Origin of the sequence: Paenibacillus sp. FSL W7-1332 (assembly GCF_037969785.1) — a bacterium.
Lineage (GTDB): Bacteria > Bacillota > Bacilli > Paenibacillales > Paenibacillaceae > Paenibacillus_AQ.
The window spans coordinates 3,854,725-3,870,466 of the sequence record NZ_CP150209.1 but is presented as its reverse complement, the minus strand read 5'-3'; the positions used below and the strand labels follow the sequence as shown (position 1 = coordinate 3,870,466).

Annotated in this window: 12 protein-coding genes; 10 read left to right on the top strand and 2 right to left on the bottom strand. The window is 49.3% G+C overall.

Annotated features, from left to right (window positions below):
• Window positions 1–5 precede the first annotated feature (5 nt).
• The 3 genes from MKX98_RS17225 (at window position 6) to MKX98_RS17215 (ending at window position 1,763) form a co-directional block, all read left to right on the top strand.
• Window positions 6–599: a GNAT family N-acetyltransferase gene (locus MKX98_RS17225; protein WP_194542861.1), complete on the top strand. Its 594-nt coding sequence runs from the start codon at window positions 6–8 to the stop codon at window positions 597–599.
• A gap of 65 nt (window positions 600–664) precedes the next feature.
• Window positions 665–1,141, top strand: a complete 477-nt coding sequence (locus MKX98_RS17220) for a GNAT family N-acetyltransferase (RefSeq protein ID WP_339217355.1) — start codon at window positions 665–667, stop codon at window positions 1,139–1,141.
• Between the two features lie 148 nt (window positions 1,142–1,289).
• Window positions 1,290–1,763, top strand: coding sequence for an HIT family protein (locus MKX98_RS17215; protein WP_339217353.1), 474 nt, complete (start codon window positions 1,290–1,292; stop codon window positions 1,761–1,763).
• A 653-nt stretch (window positions 1,764–2,416) separates the two neighbouring features.
• On the opposite strand, the gene MKX98_RS17210 is transcribed toward MKX98_RS17215, so the two are convergent.
• Window positions 2,417–2,626, bottom strand: a complete 210-nt coding sequence (locus tag MKX98_RS17210) for a hypothetical protein (RefSeq protein ID WP_071219080.1) — start codon at window positions 2,624–2,626, stop codon at window positions 2,417–2,419.
• A gap of 531 nt (window positions 2,627–3,157) precedes the next feature.
• Between MKX98_RS17210 and MKX98_RS17205 the strand changes: the two genes are divergently transcribed.
• The 5 genes from MKX98_RS17205 (at window position 3,158) to MKX98_RS17185 (ending at window position 10,272) form a co-directional block, all read left to right on the top strand.
• Window positions 3,158–4,867, top strand: coding sequence for an extracellular solute-binding protein (locus MKX98_RS17205; protein ID WP_339224486.1), 1,710 nt, complete (start codon window positions 3,158–3,160; stop codon window positions 4,865–4,867).
• Window positions 4,868–4,937: 70 nt separating this feature from the next.
• Window positions 4,938–5,837 carry an ABC transporter permease subunit gene (locus MKX98_RS17200; RefSeq protein WP_339217350.1) on the top strand — a complete coding sequence of 300 codons (900 nt, stop codon included), beginning with the start codon at window positions 4,938–4,940 and terminating at the stop codon, window positions 5,835–5,837.
• A 13-nt stretch (window positions 5,838–5,850) separates the two neighbouring features.
• A complete protein-coding gene (locus MKX98_RS17195) occupies window positions 5,851–6,771 on the top strand; it encodes a carbohydrate ABC transporter permease (protein WP_339217348.1) in 921 nt (306 codons plus the stop codon).
• Between the two features lie 104 nt (window positions 6,772–6,875).
• Window positions 6,876–8,642, top strand: a complete 1,767-nt coding sequence (locus tag MKX98_RS17190; protein WP_339224484.1) for a histidine kinase — start codon at window positions 6,876–6,878, stop codon at window positions 8,640–8,642.
• Window positions 8,629–10,272: a response regulator gene (locus MKX98_RS17185; protein ID WP_339224482.1), complete on the top strand. Its 1,644-nt coding sequence runs from the start codon at window positions 8,629–8,631 to the stop codon at window positions 10,270–10,272. The genes MKX98_RS17190 and MKX98_RS17185 overlap by 14 nt, the downstream gene beginning before the upstream one ends.
• A gap of 74 nt (window positions 10,273–10,346) precedes the next feature.
• Here the strand turns inward: MKX98_RS17185 and MKX98_RS17180 are convergent, their stop codons facing one another.
• Window positions 10,347–11,042 (bottom strand): helix-turn-helix domain-containing protein, encoded by a 696-nt coding sequence (locus MKX98_RS17180; protein WP_339217346.1) that lies wholly within the window; start codon window positions 11,040–11,042, stop codon window positions 10,347–10,349.
• 295 nt (window positions 11,043–11,337) lie between these two features.
• Between MKX98_RS17180 and MKX98_RS17175 the strand changes: the two genes are divergently transcribed.
• Together MKX98_RS17175 and MKX98_RS17170 are read left to right on the top strand one after the other, a co-directional pair.
• Complete coding sequence (locus MKX98_RS17175) at window positions 11,338–12,735, top strand: extracellular solute-binding protein (protein ID WP_339217344.1); 1,398 nt, start codon at window positions 11,338–11,340, stop codon at window positions 12,733–12,735.
• A 97-nt stretch (window positions 12,736–12,832) separates the two neighbouring features.
• Window positions 12,833–15,724 (top strand): extracellular solute-binding protein, encoded by a 2,892-nt coding sequence (locus MKX98_RS17170; protein ID WP_339217342.1) that lies wholly within the window; start codon window positions 12,833–12,835, stop codon window positions 15,722–15,724.
• Window positions 15,725–15,742 lie beyond the last annotated feature (18 nt).

Genomic DNA, 15,742 nt, shown 5'->3' with positions numbered 1-15,742 from the left:
AAACCATGATTAACGTGGTTAAAGCTGATCAGGCCGAGTTTGATGTGAGGCGAGGGATATCTGAAATATTCGCAGAGGGATTCACACAATGGCTAGGGTTTTTCTCCAAGGATCCTAAGAAGATTGCTGCAGCGTTCGCTCATATGTTCGCTCTGGATCAATTTTATGTGGCTTTATACAAGGGACAAGTGATCGGGATGGCTTCTTGCACGGATGGAACTTCACTCTCGGTTAAACTTGATACAAAGGAGCTTCGCAAACATTTAGGCATTTATAAAGGAAGTTTAGCTGGTATTTTCCTGAAAAAAGAATTTGAAACTCCCTTTGTTAATCCTTCACCTGGTGTAGGTTCAATCGAATTCGTAGGAACAGCTGCCGAATTCAGGGGGCAAGGTATTGCTTCTCAAATGATTCGTCATATCCTTGAGGATACACCTTATGAGGCTTACTTGATTGAAGAAGTTGCTGATACCAATATCCCAGCCATGAAACTCTATTCTAAATTAGGTTTTGAAGAATATAAACGCAGGCAAATACCTATGAAAAGGGCAAAGAAGATCGGGATCAACTACCTTATATCATTGAAATATTCGAAATAATGCAGATTAGAAAAAGCCGAAAATAAATCATGATATAATATGTTAAAATATTGGAGGCCAGAAATATGGATATATCTATCCGAAACGCTCACCAAGATGACTACGAGTCTTTGTTACCTTTGTTTAGGCAGGTTCATGATCTCCACGTTTTTGAAAGACCCGATTTGTATAAAGAAAACTCAACTCCAGTCGGGAAGGAATTTTTCTTAAGCCAGCTAATTGATCACAAACAGCATATTTTTGTTGCTACCATAGGCTTAGAGATAATCGGACTAGTAGTGACGAAGGAAGAAGACATAACGGAAAATTCATTTGTAAATGCGAGAAAGCTATTATATGTAAATAGTTTGTGTGTTTCCGAAACGTATAGAAATAAGGGCGTGGGAAAGAGACTTATGCAATATGTTATTGATTTCGGAGGAAGCCTGAAAGTCGATAGTATTGAATTAGGGGTATCGGAGAACAATGCTTCTGCATATTCGTTTTATACATCATTTGGAATGACAACGAAGAGTAGAAAAATGGAGTTTAGGTTGAACTAACGGACGGGTGACCTTAGCTTGATAAATAACTATAACGCGGCTGCCGGATGGATCGGAAGCCGCGTTTTGCTAACAATAACGCAACGGACAGAAGCTGCCTGCGTCTAATAGCTGTTTGGAGAAAAATGAAAGGAGTTGAGTGAGAAAGATGACAGCATCATTTTCACATAAGCCCGAAGGATACGAATGTCCATTTTGTCGTATTTGGGGTATCGAGCGACCTAATCAGGGAACAAAACAAAGGGAAATCATCTATCAGAATGAAAAGGTAACGGCATTTATCGCGAGCAAATGGTGGCCAAACAATAAAGGGCATGTTCTTGTTGTTCCTAATCAACATTTCGAGAACATCTTTGAACTTCCTATGGATTACGCTGTGGAAATTCACCGCGCGGCTCAGCTTACAGCATTTGCAATGAAAAGTACATATGGATGTGATGGAATATCTACGCGGCAACATAATGAACCTGCTGGCAATCAAGACGTGTGGCATTATCATCTCCATGTTTACCCTAGATATGAGAATGATCAACTTTATCTGACAATGGGTTCTCAGTCCGATCCAGATGAACGCTCTTTCTATGCAGATAAGTTGCGTTCTTGGATAAAGAAAAACACTTAAGGTTTAGGAGTAGCGGATGATAACCCTAGTAGGAGATGAACCTGTCAACGATTTCACCGAAGGAGTTGGGGAACATACTATTGTTAATCTTAGCATTTTTATGGTTTATTTGGTTTTTGATTGTTATTCTGTATTATATATGGACATCCTTATTCTGGTCGATGATATTTCGTGCCCAAAAACTTGAAAATGAGGGAAAACGTACACTCTCAGGGTTTGTGGCTTTGGTCTCCATAGCCTTGAACATATCTATCTTGAAATTGATTTGCTACTTTACGGATACTCCGAGTTTGTTCCAATACTCTAAAATTACCTCAACTTGTTTTACGATTGCATCTATTTATATCGTCGTATTAGGAATTGCAACCATTCCTTTTATCAAAAAAGACGGAGCCTATTTGCTGAAGCTAGCCCTATTTGGAAATAAGAAAAAGAAATGGTAAAAAAACGATCCAATCGTTTTACCGAAAGGACCATTTTAGAATTATATGTTCAATCCCGAACAAGAGATAGAGATTTTCATATCATTTATCATTAAAAATAAAAGGAGATAGGTAGTGGAGCAGGATTAGGCGGACGCATCCGCTCCGACTAACCGCATCGCGGCCGGCCCTGTCGGAGAAGTTGTGAGATCCAATACATGTGCACTCCATTCACTTTTTCTTTTTTTTGAAGAAATCGAATTTGATCACAAAATCAAAAAGAGAAGTGATTACAACAGCTCCAAGTGGAATCATTGCGTAAGCCCAAGGCGGATTATTTGGAGCTTCACCAGGGGGTGCATCAATTAAAATCTCAAAAAGAACAACACAGTAAATTATGGCCAATAGAATACCTGTTACGTTCCTATCTTTTTTACGCATAGCTATTTTTCACCACCCTTAACATGAACAACCCTTGAAATTAAATCCTCTTATGAAAGTTCATAATCATTATATTGTATTAATTGTATTTAAACCATTTTCAATGCGAATAACTTAAATGGCGATTAGAGGCTCTATTCATATCTAAAAAGAAGATTATATATGGCAGCCTATTGTCATATTATTCTTTTTATTAATAGGTTATCGGATTGCTTTTTTATTTATGGAATGGGAATACGACTATGTGGACGAATACATGATGGTAACCATATCCTCTGGAGGAATATGGGAAGACCTATTGACGCGTCAACAAACATTCAAGTTGAGAACTGAAAATATAAAATATTTTACGGATCAGCGAAGCCTCGACCTCAATCATGAAGTCGGGGCTTTGTCATGTACAAAATTGCATAAGGGTAAACAGCGGAGAAGTGATGTAAAGAGTTGAGGCTTGTTGGAACAAAGGGAGGTCGGTGATAATGAAAGCGTAACCAAGTACAGATGATGAATCCATTGGAACGGGGGATGCAAATGCAAAAAAGGAATTCAGTATGGCGGAGAGCGATATCCGTATTATTCATGGCGTCACTCCTGCTCTCGGCCTGCGGAGGCAGCGGGTCCGGCAGTGGCAGCTCGAACGAAACGGCCGAGACCGATCCAAGCACCGTAGCAAATGACGGCCCTTTCGGCAAATATGATCCGCCAATCGAGGTATTGTTCGTAAGGGATCTTAGCGACGTCGTGGAAAATAACGTGCTGGGCGTGCTTAAAGACGAAACGATCGACAACAATCGATGGACGCAATTGTATGAGGAACAGCTTGGCATCAAAGTCAAGTACAAATGGGTGGTCAAAGGCAGTCCAACCTCCGACCAATACCTGCAGAAAATTAACGTGACGCTGGCTTCGGGCGACCTTCCGGACGTGATTCCGGTCAACGCCACCCAGCTCAAGCAATTGGCGGATTCGGACCAAATCATGGATATGACGGAACTTTACGAAACGTACGCTTCCCCGATGACGAAGGAAGTGCTGCTTCAAGAAGGGACGAGTGCTTTTGACGCCGCGACGTTCGACGGGAAACTGATGGCAATTCCTCAACTGGAATCCTCAATCGAGCGGTCGATGTACATCTGGATCCGGACGGACTGGCTGGAGAAGCTGGGACTTGAGCCTCCGAAGACAATGGCTGACGTACTGGCCATATCGAAAGCGTTTACGGAGAACGATCCGGACGGGAATGGTGTGCAGGATACGTACGGACTTGGCGTTACCAAGGATTTATGGGGGGGCGCGATGGGGCTTGAGGGATTTATGGCCGGCTATAATGCCTACCCTAACATTTGGATTGAGGATGACTCCGGCAAGCTCGTCTTTGGGAGCATCCAGCCGGAAGTGAAAAAGGCGCTTCAGGTTTTGCAAGAGATGTCCAAAAACGGACAGATCGACCAAGAGTTCGGCATCAAAGACGGAGGCAAGGTTTCGGAGCAAATCTCGGCCGGCAAGATCGGCATGGAGTACGGCGAGCAGTGGAATTCCATCTGGCCGCTTCAGCTGAACCGCGATAACGATCCGAATGCGCAGTGGCAAGCGTTCCCGATCGTATCCGAATCGGGTGAAGCACCGAAGGTGCCGCTCAAATTCAGCACCACCCGTTTCTTCGCCGTCAAGAAGGATGCGGCCCATCCGGAAGCCGTCATCAAAATGTTCAATCTGCATCTCGAGAAAAACTGGGGGAAAACCGCCGAATTCGATAAATACTTTGCGCCGCCGGAAGCCGAAAGCGTATGGCAGCTGTCCCCCGTTACGCCGTATCCGGTCATGAAGAACGTGGATGCGTTCCGGGAAATCGATGCTGCGCGCAAGGCCGGCGACTTCTCGAAGTTAACCGGAGAGGCCAAGACGATCCAGGAAAAACTGGAGGCTTACGAATCGGGCTCATCCGAAGGCTTTGCGCTATGGGGCTGGGAACGGATTTACGGGGAACAGGGCTCCATGGGAATCGCCGACCAATACGATAAAAACGACCAATTCCTGCAGGAAAAATTCGTCGGCGCTCCGACCCCGACGATGGTCGAGCGCAAGACGACGCTCGAAAAAATGCAAAACGAGGTTTTCGTCAAGATTATTTTAGGCGAATCCATTGACACCTTCGACCGGTTCGTAGAGGATTGGAAAAAGCTTGGCGGGGATGAAATCACGCAAGAAGTCAACGAGTGGTACGAACAGGCGAAGCGATAATCCGGGCCGGAGGGGAGAACCTTGTCGTTACTCCCTCCGAACCTGTTACCTACGAATTGGAGGTTCACGAATGAAAGCGAAATGGCGAAGAGAGCTGCCGCTCCATGTGATGATATTGCCGGGATTGATTTTGATCGTTTTATTTTCGTACATTCCGATGGCCGGCATCACGATCGCGTTTCAGAGGTTTATCCCTGCCAAAGGCCTCTTCGGCGATCAGCAATGGGTCGGCTGGGACAATTTCGAGTATGTGATGAGCCTGCCGAATTTTACGCAGGTTTTATGGAATACGCTGTTTATTTCGAGCTTCAAGCTCATTCTGGGGCTCATCGTTCCAATCGTGTTTGCCGTCCTGTTGAACGAACTCAAAAACAATACGATCAAGCGATCGGTCCAAACGGCCATTTACTTGCCTTATTTCCTGTCCTGGGTCGTGCTTGGCGGCATCCTGATCGATATCCTTTCCCCGTCGGGAGGCATCGTCAACGGGTTTCTCGGCCTGCTTGGCATCCCCAAGATCTTTTTCCTGGGCGATAACGAATGGTTTCCGTTCACGCTCATTGCATCCGACGTGTGGAAAAACTTCGGGTACGGCACGATCGTGTACTTGGCCGCGATTACGGGGATCGATCCGGGGTTATACGAGGCGGCAACGATCGACGGGGCGAACCGCTGGCGAAAAATATGGCATATCACGATTCCGGGCATGCGCATGGTAATCGTCCTGTTGTCGGTGTTAAGCCTGGGACAGCTGCTGAATGCCGGCTTCGATCAGGTGTTTAATTTATACAGCCCGCAAGTGTACGAAAGCGGAGACATTCTGGATACGTTCGTGTATCGGATCGGTTTGCTTGATGCCCAGTACGGGGTGGCGACGGCGGTCGGATTTTTTAAATCGGTCATATCGCTCACGCTGATATCGGGCTCCTACTTTTTGGCTTATCGGTTTGCGAAATACCGGATATTTTAAGGGGGGGGAAACGATGCAGCAACGATTGGTGCCATCTTCGGCTGAAGGGGGCCGTATCCGGCAAAAAAGGCGGTTTGAGTGGTTTTCCCTGATCAATGCCATTTTCTTGATTTTGATCTCGCTGATTTGCGTTCTTCCTTTGATTCACATCATTGCGGTTTCTTTTAGTTCCAGCGTGGCGGCTTCGGCGGGATATGTGAAGCTGTGGCCTGTCGACGTGACGCTGGCTTCCTATATGTATACGGCAAGCCGTCACGAGTTTTGGGATTCGATGCTGGTGTCGCTCACCCGGATCGGTTTGGGGACTCCGCTTAATTTGCTGCTGACCGTGTTGATTGCCTACCCGTTATCGAAAGAGACACGTTCTTTTCGGCTTCGGAGCGCGTACGCTTGGATCTTTTTCATCACGATGCTGTTTAATGGCGGCCTGATTCCTTGGTATTCGACGATAAAAGAATACGGCATGCTGGATACGATATGGGCATTGATTTTGCCGAGCGCGGTTCCCGTGTTCAGCGTCGTTCTGCTGCTTAATTTTTTCAGGGAAATTCCGAAGGAGCTTGAAGAAGCGGCGCTCATCGACGGAGCAAGCCACTGGCGGACGATGTGGTCGATTTTTGTCCCGATATCCAAGCCTGCGCTTGCCACGCTTGCTTTGTTTTCCATGGTTGAGCACTGGAACAGCTGGTTCGACGGACTGCTGCTGATGGGGGATCCGTCCAATTATCCGCTGCAAAGCTATATTCAAACGATCGTGATCCAGCAAAACCTGTCGAATATGTCGAGGGACGATATGCTGAATTTGGCGCTGATCTCCGATCGGACGCTGAAATCGTCGCAGATCTTTCTCGGCTCGCTTCCGATTATTTTGGCATACCCGTTCTTGCAGAAATATTTCGTAAAGGGCATCGTTCTCGGAAGCGTGAAGGGCTAAGGGCTAAGGACACAGCGCAAGTCGATGTTGCCCGACATAAGTCTGGCTGCCCTGACGAGATGTAGGCTATAATCGAATAAAAAATGCTGGGGGCAATGCCATTGATGTTCCGACGGGACTTTTCGCTGCGCAATACGATATTTCTCCGGTTGATCGTGACGTTTCTGCTCATTATGGTGCCGATTCTATTATTTGCCGTTTATCTTTACCATTGGAACGTGCAAACGGCCAGCTCCGACATTACCAAGACGGCAGCCGCGCAATCCGAATTCTACCTGACCGATCTGGAAAACGAAATCGAACGCATGAAAATGCTGCAGTACAGTCTGCTGGAGGATGATAACCTGAATGAACTGGTCCTGACCTGGGAGACGATGGCGACGATCGCCCGTACGGAGAACATGAATTCGTTGATCAAGCGGCTGTATACCGTTCAGAACAGCAGCATGTATATCAAGGATGTCAGTGTTCATATCGCGGCGATCGGCCGCACGATTTCAGCCGGAGATGGGGTGCGTGAATTCAGGACCGAACGATTCCGGGAAATCCGTTCCGTCTTTGGCAGCGGCTCTCAGCTCATTGAATGGAACGGAGGCTTGTTCCTTGGCGCCATGAAACAGCGGGGAATCAAAGGGGCAGAGCCGCTGTTCACGGTCGAGATCGAGCTGGACGAGCAGCGGCTGCAGGAAGCGCTCGCTCAATTCAATACGTACCCCGGCAGCGGAACGCTGCTCCTGTCGGACAGCGCCAAGGTTGCCGTCGCGAACGGGACAGGGGAGCTGGCTAACGTCAGCCTCCCCCTCTTCCTGCGGGAAATCCCGGGGCTCCTGAAGGACACTCCTTCGCGGCTGACGGTAAATGGGAACCAGTACTATGCCGTGCAGGCGCACTCCCCGGAGCTAGCGCTGTCGATCTATCGTTTCATTCCCGAGAAGGTCGTACAGAAACCGCTTAGCAAGTTCTATAAATGGGCATGGGGATTTGCCGCAGCCGCGCTGGGGATATTTGGCGTTTTTGCGCTGTCTACCTATAAATTCATCCACAAACCTATGCTGGCTTTAGTTAAAGGCTTCAGAAGGATCGAGCACGGGGATCTGAGCATCCATATCGCCCATGAATCCAAAGACGAGTTCAGGTACTTATACGGCAGGTTTAACCAGATGGTGGACAATTTGCGCTCTTTGATCGATCAAGTCTACAAGCAGAAAATCATGACGCAGCGAGCGGAGCTGAAGCAGCTGCAATCGCAAATCAACCCGCACTTTTTATACAACAGCTTTTTTATCCTGAATACGATGGCCAAGACGGGAGATACGGAACGGATCGAACAGTTTACGACGCTGCTCGGGGAGTATTTCGAATTCGTGACGAGGAATGCATCGGATTTGGTTGCATTGGAACAGGAAGTTCATCATGCGAGAATGTATGCGGAAATTCAGGAGTTACGTTTTTCGAGAAGGATTCAGGTACGCTTCGATCCGCTGCCGGATGAGCTGCGGCAACTTCGCGTGCCGCGGTTGATCGTTCAACCGATCATTGAAAACGCCTTCAAGCACAGCCTAGAAAAAAAGACGAAGAATGGTTTGATTGTGGTGCGATTCGAAGGGGCGGACGGCCAGGCTCGCGTCATCGTGGAGGATAACGGAGACCGGTTGACGGACGAGGCGCTGGAGCTGATCCGGAAGTCCTTGTACGAGGAACAGGACCAGGCCGAAACGACAGGGATGGTGAACATTCATCGCCGGATCCGCATCACATTCGGGGAGCATGCCGGATTACGGACAGAACGTAGCGAGCTTGGGGGGCTTTCCGTAACGATTCTTCTTGGCGATGGAGGTGAACCGTCAAGTGTACAGAATGTTGATCGTTGACGACGAAGAAATTATCACCGATGGGCTGGCGGATATTTTCGGGAAATTGAACCTTGACCTGGACATCTACAAAGCCTATTCGGGGCAAGAGGCGCTGGAACTGTTGAACCGGACGCGGGTCGATGTCGTACTATCCGACATCTGCATGCCAGGCATGGATGGCCTGGAGCTGATGGAAACGATACGTCTCAATTGGCCGCAGTGCAAAATCGTGTTCCTGACAGGGCATAACGACTTCAATTATGTCTATCAAGCGATTCAAGCGCCGGACGTGCAATACGTGCTCAAAAACGAAGGCTACCCGAAATTGATCGCGGCCGTCGAGCGAGCGCTCAAGGAACTGGAAGAGACGCTGCGGGCGAATGATCTGATCCGGCGGTCGAAAGAGCAGCTGGATACGCTGGAGACGCTTGCCCACGGGGACTATTTTCGAAATTTGTTATTCCACGACGTGCTCTTCGAACGGGAATTGGAGGAAGACTTCAGGCGCCTGCAAATTCCGCTGGATGCGTCCATGCCGATTCTGATCGGGCTGGGCAGCGTAACGTCTGGCGGGTCCGCGGGAAGATCCCCCACGTATGTCGACCGTCGGGAGACGGCGCTTGCGGTTAAGTTTCTGGCAGAGGCTTTCCTGGCAGAGCGGACGAGCAGCATTGGATTCATCGATCGATACGGGGATCTGATCTGGCTCATCCAGCCCAAGCGGTGGAGCGGATCGGAATGGACGGACGCTTTCGCACAGACAGTCATGTTTCTGGAGGGAACGTTTGAGCTGATTCAGCAATCCTGCCTGGAATCGCTTGACGCGTCGGTTGCCGTGACACTATGCGGTGAGGCATTCGCCTGGGAAGGACTGCCTGCCATGTACGATAAAATGAGACGGTACCAGCATGATCGGACCGGTGACGGAACGCGGATGGTCCAGAAGGTGTTTCCAAGCAAGGAATCCGCGCCGTCCGCTATGATCCTTAACAGATCCTTGCGCGATAAGTTCGAGGCGCTGGCCGTCCATTTGGAAGCAGGCAGAAAAGAGGAGTTCATGGGGCTGTTCGATGACTTGACCGAACCGGCAGCTTACGAACTCGAGCGGGGAGACCCCAATATGACGGAGCTTTGCTATACGGTTGCGCTTGTGCTTCTGTCTTACATCAATCGGTGGGAAATCCGTGAGATCGGTTCGTTCGGCTTGATGAAACTGGAAGACTATCGTTCGTGGAGGGAAGCCTTCGGTTATTTGAAAGGCGTTGCTGACGTTTTGTTTTCCCTCCGGAAAAGCGGAGAGCAGAAGAGGGCTGCCGGCGTCATTGAAAAAATTTGTTCATTCATTGAACAAAACCTCAGCGAGGATCTGTCCCTTGTCAGGCTGGCGGATGAATTTCATTTCAATCCATCTTACTTATCAAGGCTGTTCAAGCAGGAAAGGGGCGTCAATCTATCGGACTATATGGACGAACTCAGGATCCGCAAAGCGAAGGAGCTTCTGAAGAGGGAAGAACTGAAGATAGCCGAGGTCGGTGGTTTGATCGGATACGAAATGCCGCAATCGTTTACCCGTTTTTTTAAAAAATGGACCGGCATGACGCCGCAGGAATACCGAACCGTCAGGCTAAGCCGCGATGGAGCGCAATAAGTGCAGCGACCAGGCGTATGGCCAGGCAGCAGTCCTTGGATAACCCAAGGACTTATTTGCATTGGGCTGGCATATTAGGAGGCGACCATCTTACGATATTCGTTCGCGCTTACGCCAGTATAGGATTTAAATCGCTTATAAAACCAGTCGATTTCGGTATAGCCCACCTCATTCGCAATTTCGTAAATCTTCAGATCCGTTTGCTCCAGCAGCATTTTCGCTCTTTCCATGCGCTGAATGAACAAATACTCGTTAAAGCTCATATTTTCATGGTTTTTGAACTTTTGACCAAGATAGGAGCGGTTGAAATGGAATTTGCTTGAAATGTCTTTGAGCGTAATATTTTCGTGCAGCTTTTTTTCCACATATTGCTTGACTCTGTGAATCACGTCATCCTCAGTGCGGCGATGGTTCGCGTTAACAGCAGCTACGCTCTTCACCAGTTCCTCAGCCGGCAACGTGCTGGGTACATAATCGCTTACCTGCAGGTGCAGCGCTTTGCGGATGAAGGCAAATTCCATGGTATCCTCGACAACAATGATGGGCAAACGGCTTATCCTCCGGATCAGACCGCACAGCTCCAGCCCTTTCTTGGGGCTGCCGTTCATGTTGATAACCGCCAGTGAATAGCCGTTCTCCTCAAACCGATGCAGCGATGACTCAGAATCATCATCGCAGATTTCCATGTTCATCCCGCATTTGCCCCAATCCTGCAGGCGAAGCATGTCATCGGAGCAGCAGCTCAGATTGATATACAGTAACTTAGACATGATGACTCCCTCCCCATATATTGCGATAAGCGGAATATCCATCAAAATGGTTACGCTTACATTATGTTGTCCGGCGCACCTTTTCCACAAGGTGCTTTTCTTTGCATTGCTAACCGTTCTTTACTTCTTGCAAAGCTTGGGTTGAAAAAGATCGGCGGACAAGCCGTTGCAGGAGGCGTCCTTCTAGCGTTTCAGGGGTAGAATATCCCGATTTCCCCAGGTTGTTGCATGGAAATGTAAGCGCTAAACTTTGGATGAATCTGGACCAAACATCAAACGTTGAGGGGGATTAAAGATGCGTGTTCGCAAATTAATGGTTCTGTTATTAGGATTGGTTCTGCTGCTTGCAGCCTGCAGCGGTGGCTCGGGCAACCCGAGCAGCGGCACCCAAGAAACCGTGGAATCGGAGACGAATAGCGGCACCGACAAAGGTACGTTGAAGGAACCTGGTGGGACGGAAAACAGCGGAGTGGAGGAAGAGGAAGTTTACAGAACGCCGGAAATGGATTTCGATTTAGGGGGTAAGACGATTAAAATCGTCTCTTGGTGGGATATGACGATTCCGGAGGATACCCCGGACAATATCCAGCGCAAGAAGAACCTTGAAGACCTGATGCAAAAGCATAATTTTAAAGTGGAGTACGTGGCCATCGACTACGGCGAGTACCAAGAGAAAGTTACCGCTTCCCTGCTCGCTGGCGAGCCGATCGGTGATATCGTTCGCCTTGGCAAAACCTATACGGTGCCTACCTTGGTTAAACAGGATCTGCTCTGGCCGATTGACGAATACACCAAAAATCCCGTTGCCTTTAACCAAAAGGTTACGAACGAATACTACACGTATGAAGGCAGGGGGTACGGATTCACCGAAAATCAAGCAAATCTGGTTCAAGGCATCTTTTACAATCGAACACTTATGAACCAGCTTGGCTTAAAGCCGCTTCAAGAGTACGTGAACGAAGATAACTGGAATTGGGAAACATTCATACAAGTGGCTAAAGAAGCCAACAAAGATACGAACAACGATGGCAAGCTGGACACTTGGGGGCTAGCAAACTCCTCGCTTATGGATCATGCCTTGTATTCCAACAATACGGGTCTGACCAAAGAAGATAAGCAAAATCTCGATGATCCTGCAACACTGGATGCACTTAATTTCATTTCCCGTATTGCTACCGAGAAAATAGCAAGACCGACCGAGGGCGGCGACTGGACGGAGCCAGGCCAATTTTTCCGTCAAGGCAATACATTAATGTACGCAGGTGCCCTCCATGAGATGAGCGGCATGCAGACGGATATGCCGGATTACGACATCGGTTTCGTACCTTTTCCAAAAGGGCCGAATGCAACAGAGTACCACTCTGCCGAAGCACTCTTCCAGGCGCTTACCATTCCGAAAGCAGTCGAAAATCCGGAACAGCTGCTTTATATCTGGGAGAAAATCAACGACATTGATTCCGTTTACGACTATCCGGACCAAGCCTCGTACGAAACGTTATTTTCGATCGAAGACGACTTGAATAACGCCAAAATGGTGGCGCCAAACATGATGATTCTTGACCACCATACATTCCCTAATTTGAAGTACTACGATTTCGTCGGCGAGCTGAATGAGGGGATATCCGTTTCCACCGTTGTTGAGAAATACAAGTCAACGTTCCAAGCGGCTATCGACGAAGTATATGGTAAGTAACCTTGAACATTAGCCGAAGAACCGATCGTCCCTGCGCAGCGCATTGCTGCGGCAGGGACTGTCATTGGATGGATTAACCGTATGGGAGGGAGAGAAATTGAACACCAGGAAGAAGCGTTTCGGTAGCGCCATACTTGTCATCGTCCTATTTTTTTTGTCTCTATGGGCCTTCTACCCTTCGAAATCGACAAACCAAGGCTTCGTTCAAGCGATCTCCGACTTTGAAGCGGTCATTGAAACGGAAGGGCAGGACGGGTACAGCCAGTATTTAGACGCCCATGCATCGGCCAGCCGCCCGGACCGCATCGTCCGCATCGAAGGCGAGTCCTTTGTATCAGCCTCCGGGGAGGGATTCGAGATCGCGGAGAAATTACACGGCTCCGAAGGGAAATCCGTGATCACGCCAGAGGCAGGCTCCATCTCATGGGACGTGAACGTGGAAGAACCGGGCTTATACCATGTCCGGATCCGATATTATCCGATTGAAGGGAAGAGCTCGGCGATCGAAAGGCAATTCTCTATCAATGACAAGGTGCCCTTCAAGGGAGCGGACATCGTGCTATTCGATAGAGTATGGGGAAACCGGGACGAGGAAATCAGGCAGGATAACCGCGGAAACGATCTGCGGCCAAGGCAGATCGAGCAGCCTTCCTGGCAGCTTGCGCCGCTCTCGGATCGGTACGGCTACTATGATGAGCCGTATTCCTTTTATTTTGACAAGGGCAAGCAGAAGCTTATGCTAACATCCTTGCGGGAGCCGATGGCCATTGATTATATCGAGCTGTACCAGGATCATACCTTGAAAACATACGAGGAGCTGGCGAATGAATATGAGTCCGGGGGCTTGGAACCGACCCGGGATCAGTACATTCTGATTCAGGCGGAGGATGCCAAGCGCAAATCGTCGCCGACCTTGTATCCTACATCCGACAGATCCAGCCCGACCGTTGAGCCGTACGACGTTTCCAAAATCAGAATCAACACCATCGGAGGCGTTAACTGGAAGCTGCCGGGGCAATGGATCGAATGGGAGTTCGAGGTGGAAGAAGACGGTTTGTACCAAATCGCCTTGAAGCAGAAGCAGGACCAGCTCCGGGGCGTATTTGCCACACGTAGCCTTATGATCGACGGGGAGTTTCCCTTTGAGGAAATGAAACGAATCCGCTTTCATTATGACCGCGATTGGCAAATGAACGTGCTGGGCGAGGAAGAACCTTATTTATTCCATTTCACCAAAGGGACGCATCGGATCCGAATGATGGTGTCTCTCGGGGAGATCGCGCCGCTCTTGCAGACGATTGAATCCAGCGTGTTGGAACTGAACGAAATGTACCGCAAAATACTAATGATCACCTCCAATACGCCGGATCCGTTCCGGGATTATCAATTGGAGAAGCGGATTCCGGATATGGTGGAGGTGTTCACTGAGCAGGCCGAAATCATTCAAAGCGTGGCCGATTACCTGGAAGAAGCGACAGGCGAGCGAAGCGACAAGGTGGCCGTTCTGCATTCAATGGTGCACCAGCTGAACGAGCTCGCCGAAAATCCCGAAACCGTCGCCAAGCGCTTGGACACGTATAAGGTGAACGTGGGCGGTCTCGGAACCTGGATGCTGCAGATTAAAGAGCAGCCTATCTCGCTTGATTATCTGATCGTTCATTCGCCGGATCGCAAGCTGCCTAAACCGGACGCGTCGTTTTTCGAGGTCGCGGGCCATGAGTTAGGCGCTTACGCAGCTTCGTATACGGAAGATTATGACACCATCGGGAACGCCGGCGATGAAGAAGATGCCATTACCGTGTGGATAACGACCGGACGCGATCAGGCGCAAGTACTGAAAGCATTGATCGACGACACGTTTACGCCTGAGTCGGGTATTCCGGTGCATCTCCGGCTTGTTCCGGGAAACATCCTTCTGCCAGCCACGCTTGCCGGTGAAGGTCCGGATGTCGCCATGCAAATCGGCGAGGACGTGCCGGTCAACTACGCGATGAGGGGGGCTGCAGCCGATTTAACGAAATTCGATGATTTCGAAGAGGTGGTCACCCGATTCCGCGACAGCGGGCTGGAGCCTTACAAATATAACGGCGGGGTGTACGCCTTGCCTGAACAGCAGACCTTCCCGATGTTGTTCTATCGCAAGGATATTTTGGAGGAGCTCGGCTTGAAGCCGCCAGCGACCTGGCAAGAAATCTATGACATGATTTCCGTGCTTCAGAAGCACAACATGCAATTTTATTTGCCGCTGGAAGCCACCAACGCAAGCCTGGTCCCGAATGCGACGTTCGCGATGCTGCTGTACCAGAACGGCGGGCAGTTTTACCGCGATAACGATACGAAGAGTGCACTCGACTCGGACATCTCCATGGAGGCATTCAAGAAGTGGACGCAGTTCTATACCAGCTACAAGTTCCCGCTGCAGGCGGACTTCCCGAACCGTTTCCGGACCGGGGAAATGCCGATCGGGATTGCGGATTACACGACGTACAACATGCTGACGGTCATGGCCCCCGAGATTAAGGGGCTGTGGGATTTCACGATTGTGCCGGGGACTGAACGCGAGGACGGCACCGTGAACCACGAAGTTGCCAGCCATACGACCGCCGTCATGCTGCTTCAAAATTCGAAGAGTAAAGCGGCCGCTTGGGAATTTCTGAAGTGGTGGACCGACAAGGAGACGCAAATTGCGTATGGCCGAGAGATGGAAGGTTTGATGGGAGAGGCTGCCCGCTATCCGACGGCCAACATCGAAGCGCTGGAGGAGCTGCCATGGCCGGTGAAGGATTATCGGAATTTGGATAACCAATGGCGGTGGGTACGAGGCATTCCGCAGGTGCCCGGAGGATATTTCACGGGCCGGCATTTGGACAATGCTTTCAGGAAAGTGGTAAATGCCAGCGAAAATCCGCGCGAAGCCTTATCCGATTATATTTTGTACATTAACGATGAAATTGAGATCAAGCGGAAGGAGTTCAATTTGCCATATTAACAGGGGAGGTGCGGTAGT

Excerpts from the sequence above, each read along its gene's own strand:
- MKX98_RS17190 (WP_339224484.1), top strand. The coding sequence starts at position 6,876 with ATGTTCCGACGGGACTTTTCGCTGCGCAATACGATATTTCTCCGGTTG.
- MKX98_RS17225 (WP_194542861.1), top strand. The coding sequence starts at position 6 with ATGATTAACGTGGTTAAAGCTGATCAGGCCGAGTTTGATGTGAGGCGA.
- MKX98_RS17200 (WP_339217350.1), top strand. The coding sequence starts at position 4,938 with ATGAAAGCGAAATGGCGAAGAGAGCTGCCGCTCCATGTGATGATATTG.
- MKX98_RS17205 (WP_339224486.1), top strand. The coding sequence starts at position 3,158 with ATGCAAAAAAGGAATTCAGTATGGCGGAGAGCGATATCCGTATTATTC.
- MKX98_RS17220 (WP_339217355.1), top strand. The coding sequence starts at position 665 with ATGGATATATCTATCCGAAACGCTCACCAAGATGACTACGAGTCTTTG.
- MKX98_RS17180 (WP_339217346.1), bottom strand. The coding sequence starts at position 11,042 with ATGTCTAAGTTACTGTATATCAATCTGAGCTGCTGCTCCGATGACATG.
- MKX98_RS17185 (WP_339224482.1), top strand. The coding sequence starts at position 8,629 with ATGTTGATCGTTGACGACGAAGAAATTATCACCGATGGGCTGGCGGAT.
- MKX98_RS17175 (WP_339217344.1), top strand. The coding sequence starts at position 11,338 with ATGCGTGTTCGCAAATTAATGGTTCTGTTATTAGGATTGGTTCTGCTG.
- MKX98_RS17215 (WP_339217353.1), top strand. The coding sequence starts at position 1,290 with ATGACAGCATCATTTTCACATAAGCCCGAAGGATACGAATGTCCATTT.
- MKX98_RS17195 (WP_339217348.1), top strand. The coding sequence starts at position 5,851 with ATGCAGCAACGATTGGTGCCATCTTCGGCTGAAGGGGGCCGTATCCGG.
- MKX98_RS17210 (WP_071219080.1), bottom strand. The coding sequence starts at position 2,626 with ATGCGTAAAAAAGATAGGAACGTAACAGGTATTCTATTGGCCATAATT.